Origin of the sequence: Bradyrhizobium sp. DOA1 (genome assembly GCF_001593325.1) — a bacterium.
Lineage (GTDB): Bacteria > Pseudomonadota > Alphaproteobacteria > Rhizobiales > Xanthobacteraceae > Bradyrhizobium.
In genome coordinates this window covers 7,032,938-7,043,631 of sequence record NZ_JXJM01000001.1, presented here as the reverse complement: position 1 = coordinate 7,043,631, position 10,694 = coordinate 7,032,938, and the positions used below count along the sequence as shown (strand labels likewise).

Sequence of the window (10,694 nt, the reverse complement as noted above, 5' to 3'; positions counted from 1 at the left end):
CGCCGCGCGTCCTGCGGCAGCCCCCAAGACCACCCACAAGCCCGGCCCGCAGAAAGAGCGCGGCCGCCTGACGGTCGTCACGGCGCTCAATGCGGACGAAGTGCGCGAGCGCTCGATCGCCTCGTTCCGCCGGCGCACCCAGCGCCTGAAGGGTCACGCCTCGAACGAGCCCAAGGAAAAGCTCATCCGCGAGGTGGTCATTCCGGAAGCGATCACCATCCAGGAACTCGCCAACCGCATGTCCGAGCGCGCGGTCGACGTCATCCGCATGCTGATGAAGCAGGGCGCGATGCACAAGATCACCGACGTGATCGACGCCGACACCGCGCAGCTGATCGCCGAAGAGCTCGGCCACACCGTCAAGCGCGTCGCCGCCTCGGACGTCGAGGAAGGCCTGTTCGACCAGGTCGACGATTCCACCGACACCGAGACGCGTTCGCCCGTCGTGACCGTGATGGGCCACGTCGACCACGGCAAGACCTCGCTGCTCGACGCGCTCCGCCATGCCAACGTGGTCTCCGGCGAAGCCGGCGGCATCACCCAGCATATCGGCGCCTATCAGGTGCTCTCGCCCGAGAGCGGCAAGAAGATCACCTTCATTGACACGCCCGGCCACGCCGCGTTCACCGCGATGCGCGCCCGCGGCGCCAAGGTCACCGACATCGTCGTGCTGGTGGTCGCGGCCGATGACGGCGTGATGCCGCAGACGGTCGAAGCCATCAATCACGCCAAGGCGGCGGGTGTGCCGATCATCGTCGCCATCAACAAGATCGACAAGCCCGATGCCAAGCCCGAGCGGGTGCGCACCGAGCTGCTCCAGCACGAGGTTCAGGTCGAATCCTTCGGCGGCGAAGTCGTCGACGTCGAAGTGTCCGCCAAGAACAAGACAAATCTCGACAAGCTGCTCGAGATGATCGCGCTGCAGGCCGAAATCCTCGACCTGAAGACCAATTCGGAACGTCCGGCCGAAGGCACCGTGATCGAAGCCAAGCTCGATCGCGGCCGTGGTCCGGTCGCGACCGTGCTGGTCCAGCGCGGCACGCTCCGTGTCGGCGACATCATCGTCGCCGGCGCCGAGATGGGCCGCGTCCGCGCGCTGATCTCCGATCAGGGCGACACCGTGCAGGAGGCCGGCCCCTCGGTGCCGGTCGAGGTGCTCGGCTTCAACGGCCCGCCGGAGGCCGGCGATCGCCTGGCAGTCGTCGAGAACGAAGCCCGCGCCCGCCAGATCACCAGCTACCGCGCGCACCAGAAGCGCGAGAACGCGGCGGCCTCGATCTCCGGCATGCGTGGCTCGCTCGAGCAGATGATGTCGCAATTGAAGACGGCGGGCCGCAAGGAATTCCCGCTGATCATCAAGGCCGACGTGCAAGGCTCGCTGGAAGCGATCCTCGGCTCGCTGGAGAAGCTCGGCACCGACGAGGTCGCCGCGCGCATCCTTCACGCCGGCGTCGGCGGCATCTCGGAGTCCGACGTCACGCTCGCGGAAGGCTTCAACGCCGCGATCATCGGCTTCTCGGTCCGTGCCAACAAGGAGGCCGCTGCGGCCGCCAAGCGCAACGGCATCGAGATCCGCTACTACAACATCATCTACGACCTCGTGGACGACGTGAAGAAGGCGATGAGCGGCCTGCTCGCGCCGACCTTGCGCGAAACCATGCTGGGCAATGCCGAGATCCTGGAGATCTTCAACATCTCCAAGGTCGGCAAGGTCGCCGGCTGCCGCGTCACCGACGGCACCGTGGAACGCGGCGCCAATGTGCGCCTGATCCGCGACAACGTCGTCGTGCACGAAGGCAAGCTGTCGACGCTCAAGCGCTTCAAGGACGAAGTGAAGGAAGTCCAGTCCGGCCAGGAGTGCGGCATGGCCTTCGAGAACTATCACGACATGCGTGCTGGTGACGTGATCGAGTGTTATCGCGTGGAGACGATCCAGCGCTCCCTGTAAGTCCAAATCTTACCGAAGCGTTCGGATCTTTTTGAACTGAGATTGCAGGAGTGCGGTGGCCGGATTTTTTTCGGCCACCCACCCTTCTTCGTTTCAACAGGACAAGCGACAATGCCCGTGTCCCATGCACGGGCATGACGAGGTGATTTTCGAGAATGCCACGCCATCATCAGAAGAAGAGTTCCGCGCCCAGCGGAGGCTCGCAACGCCAGTTGCGCGTCGGCGAGCAGGTTCGCCATGCGATGGCCGAGATTCTGGCGCAAGGCAACGTGCATGATGCGGACCTCGAAGGTCACATCATCACCGTGCCGGAGGTGCGGATGTCGCCCGACCTGAAGCTCGCGACGATCTACGTGATGCCGCTCGGTGGCCGCGACACCGGGATCGTCATCGGTGCGCTCGAGCGCAACAAGAAATTCTTGCGCGGCGAGGTCGCGCGGCGCGTTAACCTGAAATTTGCACCTGACATTCGCTTCCGCGTCGACGAGCGATTCGACGAAGCGGAACGGATCGAGAAGCTTTTGCGAACACCTGCGGTGCAGAAGGATCTCGAACAGGGCTTCGAGCAAGACTTGGAACAGGATCCGGATTCGGATCGGGAAGAAGAACGATGACGATGGACCCGGCTCACGACACGATCAGCGGCGAACAGGCCGATCAGCGCGACGTGCAGACAAACAATTTTGCGGAGCTGAGCAACGACTCGCAGCCACATCGGGAGCCGCGCCGCGTCAACAACGATCCGCGCGCCAAGCAGCAGCAAAAGGGCAACCAGGTTCGCCGCGACCGCCGCGACGTCCACGGCTGGGTCGTGCTCGACAAGCCGATCGGCATGACCTCGACGCAGGCCGTCGCCGTGCTCAAGCGCCTGTTCAACGCCAAGCGCGCGGGACATGCCGGCACGCTCGATCCGCTCGCCTCGGGCGGTCTGCCGATCGCCCTCGGCGAAGCCACCAAGACCGTCCCCATCGTGATGGACGGCCGCAAGCGCTACCAGTTCACCGTGAGCTGGGGCGAGGAGCGCGACACCGACGACATCGAGGGCCGGGTCACCGCGACCTCGGACCAGCGCCCGACCCGCGAGGCCATCCTGGCCCTCCTGCCCCCGCTTCACTGGGATGATCGAGCAGATCCCGCCGCGCTATTCCGCGATCAAGGTGCAGGGCGAGCGCGCCTACGACCTCGCCCGCGACGGCGAGGTCGTGGAACTGGCCCCCCGCCCCGTCGAGATTCACCATTTAACCCTTGTAGATCAACCGGATAACGACCGGGCGGTGTTCGAGGCCGAATGCGGCAAGGGCACCTATGTCCGGGCGCTCGCCCGCGATATGGGCCGGATTCTCGGTACTTATGGCCATATCTCCGCGCTGCGGCGGACCCTGGTCGGCCCATTCGGCGAAAACGACATGATTCCGCTGGATCAGTTGGAGGCTTTGTGCGATAGAGCCGCGTCCGGCGAGGGAAGCCTCGCCGACGCGCTTTTGCCCGTTGAGACCGCGCTGGACGACATCCCGGCACTGGCCGTCACTCGGGCTGATGCGGCAAGGCTCCATCGGGGCCAGGCCGTTTTGTTGCGCGGACGGGATGCGCCCACTTGTAGCGGCACAGTCTATGTCACGGTGGCAGGCCGTCTTTTGGCGCTTGCTGAAGTTGGCAATGGCGAAATCATCCCCAAGCGTGTGTTCAACCTGACCGGCCTGACTGCCAGCCCCGGTCGCAACGAGAGAAATTGACGATGTCGATTGCCGCAGAACGCAAAGCGGAAGTCATCAAGACCAATGCCACCAAGGCCGGTGACACCGGCTCGCCCGAGGTTCAGGTCGCGATCCTGTCGGAACGCATCAACAACCTCACCAACCATTTCAAGACCCACGTGAAGGACAACCATTCGCGTCGTGGCCTCTTGAAGCTGGTCTCGACCCGCCGCTCGCTCCTCGACTATCTCAAGAAGAAGGACGAGGCGCGGTACAAGGCGCTGCTCGAGAAGCACAACATTCGTCGTTAAGTGTTCCCAACGCGCGCCATTGGCGCGCGTTTTTGCGCGTGGTTTCGGACGAAAGCGCTTCCTTTGAGGTTTTTGATCGAGGCTGCGTGCGCGTCGGATGCGAGCCGTTGACGACTTGCATCCGGGCATGATGGGCGAAGACCGCGGTTCGGTGTTCGCATTCGTGCCGACTGACAGTCCAGCAGCAATCCGGCGGCTGGGCACAACGGGCAAGGCGCCCGTATGACCCGAAAGGATGGACGCCATCCGACATCCAAAAACCATGGCAGGATCGCAGGACGCTGATCATCCGCTCCGATCAGCGTCCCGCAATCTTGCGCATGGTTTTTGTTTTTCGAGAGGCCGTCCCTTCTTTCGAGAACCCATGAAAGAAGACCTCCATGTTCAATAAGCATTCCGTCGAGATCGACTGGGGTGGACGCCCGCTCAAGCTGGAAACCGGCAAGATCGCCCGCCAGGCCGACGGCGCCGTCGTCGCCACCTACGGCGAGACCGTGGTGCTCGCCACCGTGGTCGCGGCGAAGGCGCCGCGCGAAGGCGTCGACTTCCTCCCGCTGACCGTCGACTATCAGGAAAAGACCTACGCTGCCGGCCGCATTCCCGGCGGCTATTTCAAGCGCGAGGGCCGTCCGACCGAGAAGGAGACGCTGGTCTCCCGCCTGATCGACCGTCCGATCCGTCCGCTGTTCGTCGACGGCTGGCGCAACGAGACCCAGGTGATCGCCACCGTGCTGTCGCACGACATGGAGAACGATCCGGATATCGTCGCGCTGGTGGCCTCGTCGGCTGCGCTGACCCTGTCCGGTGCTCCGTTCAAGGGCCCGATCGGCGCCGCCCGCGTCGGCTTCGCCAATGACGAATTCATCCTCAACCCGACGCTCGACGAGATGGTCGACACCCAGCTCGACCTCGTCGTCGCCGGCACCGCCGACGCCGTGCTGATGGTGGAATCGGAAGCCAAGGAACTGAACGAAGACATCATGCTCGGCGCCGTGATGTTCGGTCACCGCCACTTCCAGCCGGTGATCAACGCGATCATCGAGCTGGCCGAGAAGGCCGCCAAGGAGCCGCGCGAAGTCACCGTCATCGACAATTCCGCGCTCGAGAAGGAAATGCTCGGCCTCGTCGAGCAGGAGCTGCGCGCCGCCTACGCTATTCCGGTCAAGCAGGACCGCTACGCCGCGGTCGGCAAGGTCAAGGAAAAGGTGATCGCCCACTACTTCCCCGAAGGGCAGGAGCCGAAATACGACAAGCTGCGTGTCGCCGGCGTGTTCAAGGAGCTCGAAGCCAAGATCGTCCGCTGGAACATCCTGGACACCGGCAAGCGCATCGACGGCCGCGACAGCAAGACCGTGCGCAACATCGTCGCCGAAGTCGGCGTGCTGCCCCGCGCCCACGGCTCGGCGCTGTTCACCCGCGGTGAGACCCAGGCGATGGTCGTGACCACGCTCGGTACCGGCGAGGACGAGCAGTACATCGACGCGCTGTCGGGGACGTACAAGGAGACGTTCCTGCTGCACTACAACTTCCCGCCCTATTCGGTCGGCGAGACCGGCCGCCTCGGCGGCACCAAGCGCCGCGAGATCGGCCACGGCAAGCTCGCCTGGCGCGCGATCCACCCGGTGCTGCCGCCGCACCACGAATTCCCCTACACCACGCGCGTGGTGTCGGAAATCACCGAGTCCAACGGCTCCTCGTCGATGGCGTCGGTCTGCGGCGCCTCGCTCGCGCTGATGGATGCCGGCGTGCCGCTGAAGCGGCCGACCGCGGGCATCGCGATGGGCCTGATCCTCGAAGACAAGCGCTATGCGGTTCTCTCGGACATCCTCGGTGACGAGGACCATCTCGGCGACATGGACTTCAAGGTGGCTGGGACGGAGCAGGGCATCACCTCGCTCCAGATGGACATCAAGATCGAGGGCATCACCGAAGAGATCATGAAGGTGGCGCTCGGCCAGGCCAAGGAAGGTCGCATCCATATCCTGGGTGAGATGTCCAAGGCGCTGACTGCCGCGCGCGCCGAGCTCGGCGAATACGCGCCGCGCATCGAGACCTTCAAGATCGCCACCGACAAGATCCGCGAAGTGATCGGCACCGGCGGCAAGGTGATCCGCGAGATCGTCGAGAAGACCGGCGCCAAGGTCAACATCGAGGACGACGGCACCGTGAAGGTCGCCTCCAGCGACGGCGAGGCCATGAAGGCAGCGATCAAGTGGATCAAGTCGATCGCGTCCGATCCGGAAGTCGGCCAGATCTATGACGGCACCGTCGTCAAGGTCATGGAGTTCGGCGCCTTCGTGAACTTCTTCGGCTCCAAGGACGGTCTCGTCCACATCAGCCAGCTCGCTTCGTCGCGCGTGCAGAAGACCTCCGACGTCGTCAAGGAAGGCGACAAGGTCAAGGTCAAGCTGCTCGGCTTCGACGACCGCGGCAAGACCCGCCTGTCGATGAAGGTGGTCGACCAGACCACCGGCGAGGACCTCGAAGGCAAGGGCGAGGGCGAGAAGGCTCCGCGCGAAGCAGCCGGCGAGTAAGATCTCGCGACAGTCCAGAAAACGAAGGGCGGCCGAAAGGCCGCCCTTTTTGTTGGCCGTTTGCGGCCGGCTTTACCGGATTGGCCATGCGCGATTCCGCCGCAGCGCCGGAGAGACCGGGATCGAAACCGACGATGGTTGGTGATGCGTACCTATCGTACCGCCCTACGCTTCAGCGGATCGACCCCCGACAGGAGAACCGAATGACATCGATATCCCGGCGCCGTCTCATGTTCGCTGCAACCGGCCTCGTCGCGGCGGCCGCAGCCCCACGCATGGCGTTTGCGCAGGCCGCGGCGGCGCCCGCAGGGCCGTTCAAGCTCGATCCGCTCGCCTATCCGGCGAATGCGCTGGAACCGCATATCGATGCCAAGACGATGGAAATCCATCATGACCGCCATCACCAGGCGTTCATCACCAACCTGAACAATTTCGCCAAGGAAAATCCGCAGATTGCGGGAAAGCCGATCGGCGAAGTGCTGAGCAACCTCGGCGCCGTCCCGGACGCCATCCGCACCGGCGTCCGCAACAACATGGGCGGCCACGCCAACCACACCATGTTCTGGCAGATCATGGGACCGAACGGCGGCAAGCCGGAAGGTGCCTTGCTCACCGCAATCGACGGCGATCTCGGAGGCATGGAAAAACTGCAGGCCGACTTCAACGCTGCCGGCGGCCGCGTGTTCGGCTCGGGCTGGGTGTTCGTGACCGTCAGCAAGGATGGCAAGCTCGCAATCGAGACGCGCCCCAACCAGGACAATCCGATGATGGACGGCAAGCGGGCGTTGCTCGGCAACGACGTCTGGGAGCACGCCTATTACCTGAACTACCAGAACCGCCGCGCCGATTATCTCAAGGCATGGTGGAATATTGTGAACTGGAAGGTCGTGGGCGAGCGCTACGCTGCCGCGAAGGCCGGCACACTCGACGTGTGACAATCAGAGACTAAAAAGGGCGGCCTCTCGGCCGCCCTTTCGTCTATCGCTTGCTAACCGGACTCACGCTGCGATGTCGTAGCGGTCGAGGTTCATCACCTTGGTCCAGGCCTTGGCGAAGTCCTTGACGAACTTCTCCTTGGAGTCCGAGGTGGCATAAACCTCGGCGAAGGCGCGGAGCTGCGAGTGCGCGCCGAAGATCAGGTCGGAGCGCGTGCCGGTCCACTTCACCGCATTGGTCTTGCGGTCGCGCGCCTCATAGGTGCCGTCGGCCGCCGGTGTCCACTGCGCGCTCATGCCGAGCAGGTTGACGAAGAAGTCGTTGCTCAACGTGCCCACCTTCGAGGTGAGAACGCCGTGCTTCGAACCGTTCGCGTTGGCGCCGAGCACCCGCAGGCCGCCGACCAGAACCGTCATTTCGGGACCAGTGAGTCTGAGAAGCTGCGCGCGATCGACCAGCGCCTCTTCTTCCTGCATGAACTGATGCCGCTTGCCGACGTAGTTGCGGAAGCCATCGGCCCGCGGCTCCAGCGGTGCGAAAGAGGCCGCATCGGTCTGCTCCTGCGAGGCATCCATGCGGCCCGGCGTGAAGCCGACCTTGACCTCGACGCCGCCATCCTTCGCGGCCTTCTCGACCGCGGCGGTACCGCCGAGGACAATGAGGTCCGCGAGCGAGACCTTCTTGGCGCCGGACGACGCGTTGAAGTCCTTTTGGATCGCTTCGAGCTTGCCCAGAACCTTGGCGAGCTGGGCCGGTTGATTCACCTCCCAATCCTTCTGCGGGGCGAGACGGATGCGCGCGCCGTTGGCGCCGCCGCGCTTGTCGGAGCCGCGGAAGGTCGAGGCCGACGCCCAGGCGGTCGAGACCAGCTCGGAGACCGACAGACCCGAAGCCAGGATCTTGCTCTTCAGCGCGGAGATATCCTGATCGCTGACCAGCTCGTGATTCACCGCCGGAATCGGATCCTGCCAGATCAGCGTCTCCTTCGGCACCAGCGGGCCGAGATACCGCTGGATCGGGCCCATGTCGCGATGGGTGAGCTTGAACCAGGCGCGGGCGAAGGCGTCCGCGAACTGGTCGGGGTTCTCCAGGAAGCGGCGCGAGATCTTCTCATAGGCAGGATCGAAGCGCAGCGAGAGGTCGGTCGTCAGCATCGTCGGCCGATGTTTCTTCGACTTGTCGAAGGCGTCGGGGATGATCGCGTCGGCACCCTTGGCGGTCCACTGGTTCGCACCGCCCGGGCTCTTCGTCAGCTCCCATTCGAAATTGAACAGGTTCTCGAAGAAGTTGTTGCTCCACTTCGTCGGCGTCGCCGTCCAGGTCACTTCGAGGCCGCTGGTGATGGCATCGCCTGAGTGGCCCGACGCGTGCTTGCTCTTCCAGCCGAGGCCCTGATCTTCCAACGCGCCAGCTTCCGGCTCCGGACCGACCAGCGAAGGATCGCCCGCGCCGTGGGTCTTGCCGAAGCTGTGGCCGCCGGCGATCAGCGCGACGGTCTCTTCATCGTTCATCGCCATGCGAGCAAACGTTTCGCGGATGTCCTTGGCCGCAGCGACCGGATCCGGCTTGCCGTTCGGACCTTCCGGATTGACGTAGATGAGGCCCATCTGCACGGCGCCGAGCGGCTCGGCGAGCTGGCGCTCACCGCTGTAGCGCTCATCGCCGAGCCAGGTGCCTTCCGGACCCCAATAGAGCTCTTCCGGCTCCCAGACGTCGGCGCGGCCACCCGCAAAGCCAAACGTCTTGAAGCCCATCGATTCCAACGCGACGTTGCCGGCCAGCACCATCAGGTCGGCCCAGGAAAGCTTGCGGCCATATTTCTGCTTGATCGGCCAGAGCAGGCGGCGTGCCTTGTCGAGGTTGGCGTTGTCGGGCCAGCTGTTGAGCGGGGCGAAACGCTGCTGACCGGCGCCGGCGCCACCGCGGCCGTCAGTGGTGCGATAGGTGCCCGCGCTGTGCCAGGCCATGCGGATCATCAGGCCGCCATAGTGACCGAAGTCGGCCGGCCACCATTCCTGCGAATCCGTCATCAGGGCGGTGAGGTCCTTGATGACCGCATTCAGGTCGAGCGACTTGAACTCCTTGGCATAGTCGAAGTCCTTGTCCATCGGATCGGACTTGTCAGAGTTCTTGTGCAGGACCTCGATGTTGAGCTGGGTTGGCCACCAGTCGCGGTTCGTGCGCGTGGGTTTTCCGCCCGTGAACGGGCACTTCGACGTGTCATCCATGAATTACCTCCTCTGGTGGCGTCCGACGGCGCCCTTTGACCAGGTAGAACCACTCTAAGCATCGCCTCCTATCAGGTAAAGTTGACTTTAGTGATCGCTGCGATAGGATTTTCTGATGATGAACCTGACGCTGCGCCAACTCCGCTATTTCGATGCGCTGGCGCGCCACGGCCATTTCGGCCGGGCGGCCGAGTCCTGCTCGATCTCGCAGCCGGCGTTGTCGATGCAGATCAAGGAGTTGGAGGAAACCCTCGGCGGCCTGCTGCTGGAGCGCAGCGCGCGGCAGGTTGCCCTGACCCGGTTCGGCGAGGAGCTCGCGCAACGCGTCCGCGACATCTTGCGCTCGGTCGATGAGCTCGGCGATTTCGCCCGGGCGTCACAAGACCGTTTCGCCGGCCGCCTGCGCATCGGCATGATCCCGACGATTGCACCCTACCTCCTGCCCAAGATCACCAAGAACCTCACGCGCATGCATCCGGAGCTCGACATCCGCGTGCGTGAGACCATGACCCCGCGCCTGATCCAGGAGCTCGTCGAGGGCCGGCTCGACACCGCCATCGTGGCGCTGCCGGTGTCCGAGCCTTCACTCACGGAGGTCGCGCTGTTCGATGAGAAGTTCTTGCTGGTGCGGCCGGGCTCGGACGAGGGAACGCCGGTGCCATCGCGCGAGATGATGCGCGAGATGCGGCTGTTGCTGCTCGAAGAGGGCCACTGCTTCCGCGACCAGGCGCTCTCCTTCTGCAACATGCAAGCGGCGCCGCCGCGCGAGATGCTGGACGCCAATTCGCTCTCGACGCTGGTCCAGATGGTCAGCGCCGGCATCGGCGTCACGCTGATTCCGGAGATGGCGGTGCCGGTGGAGACGCGATCGGCGTCGGTCTCGCTGGCGCGCTTCCGCGATCCCGAGCCATCGCGCACCATCGGCATGGTCTGGCGCAAGACTAGCCCGCTGGCGCGGCAATTGCTGCAGATCTCCGAGGTGGTGTGCCTGTCGGCTGGCAAGGCGCGCCCACGCCAGGCCGCGCGCAACCAACGGGCTTGAG

Annotated in this window: 7 protein-coding genes and 1 pseudogene; 7 read left to right on the top strand and 1 reads right to left on the bottom strand. The window is 64.3% G+C overall.

The window, feature by feature from the left end; translation table 11 throughout:
* The 6 genes and pseudogenes from infB to SE91_RS32615 all read left to right on the top strand — a co-directional run.
* Positions 1-1,948 (top strand): translation initiation factor IF-2 (infB, locus tag SE91_RS32640; protein ID WP_061850567.1); only part of this gene is annotated, 1,948 nt, incomplete at its 5' end.
* Between the two features lie 155 nt (positions 1,949-2,103).
* Entirely contained in the window at positions 2,104-2,562 is a 459-nt protein-coding gene (rbfA, locus tag SE91_RS32635; protein WP_061850566.1) for a 30S ribosome-binding factor RbfA, read from the top strand.
* Positions 2,559-3,681 (top strand): annotated as a pseudogene (truB, locus tag SE91_RS32630) (tRNA pseudouridine(55) synthase TruB). Before rbfA ends, truB begins: the two are co-directional and overlap by 4 nt.
* A gap of 2 nt (positions 3,682-3,683) precedes the next feature.
* A complete protein-coding gene (rpsO, locus tag SE91_RS32625; protein ID WP_008540131.1) occupies positions 3,684-3,953 on the top strand; it encodes a 30S ribosomal protein S15 in 270 nt (89 codons plus the stop codon).
* Between the two features lie 380 nt (positions 3,954-4,333).
* Positions 4,334-6,487 (top strand): polyribonucleotide nucleotidyltransferase, encoded by a 2,154-nt coding sequence (pnp, locus tag SE91_RS32620; protein ID WP_060734346.1) that lies wholly within the window; start codon positions 4,334-4,336, stop codon positions 6,485-6,487.
* Between the two features lie 203 nt (positions 6,488-6,690).
* Positions 6,691-7,422: a superoxide dismutase gene (locus tag SE91_RS32615; RefSeq protein WP_061850565.1), complete on the top strand. Its 732-nt coding sequence runs from the start codon at positions 6,691-6,693 to the stop codon at positions 7,420-7,422.
* Between the two features lie 63 nt (positions 7,423-7,485).
* Here the strand turns inward: SE91_RS32615 and katG are convergent, their stop codons facing one another.
* The gene (gene katG, locus SE91_RS32610; protein ID WP_061850564.1) at positions 7,486-9,651 is read right to left on the bottom strand and encodes a catalase/peroxidase HPI; all 2,166 of its coding nucleotides are present in this window, start codon (positions 9,649-9,651) and stop codon (positions 7,486-7,488) included.
* A gap of 115 nt (positions 9,652-9,766) precedes the next feature.
* On the opposite strand from katG, the gene SE91_RS32605 reads away from it, so the two are divergent.
* Positions 9,767-10,693 carry a hydrogen peroxide-inducible genes activator gene (locus SE91_RS32605; protein WP_060734349.1) on the top strand — a complete coding sequence of 309 codons (927 nt, stop codon included), beginning with the start codon at positions 9,767-9,769 and terminating at the stop codon, positions 10,691-10,693.
* Position 10,694 lies beyond the last annotated feature (1 nt).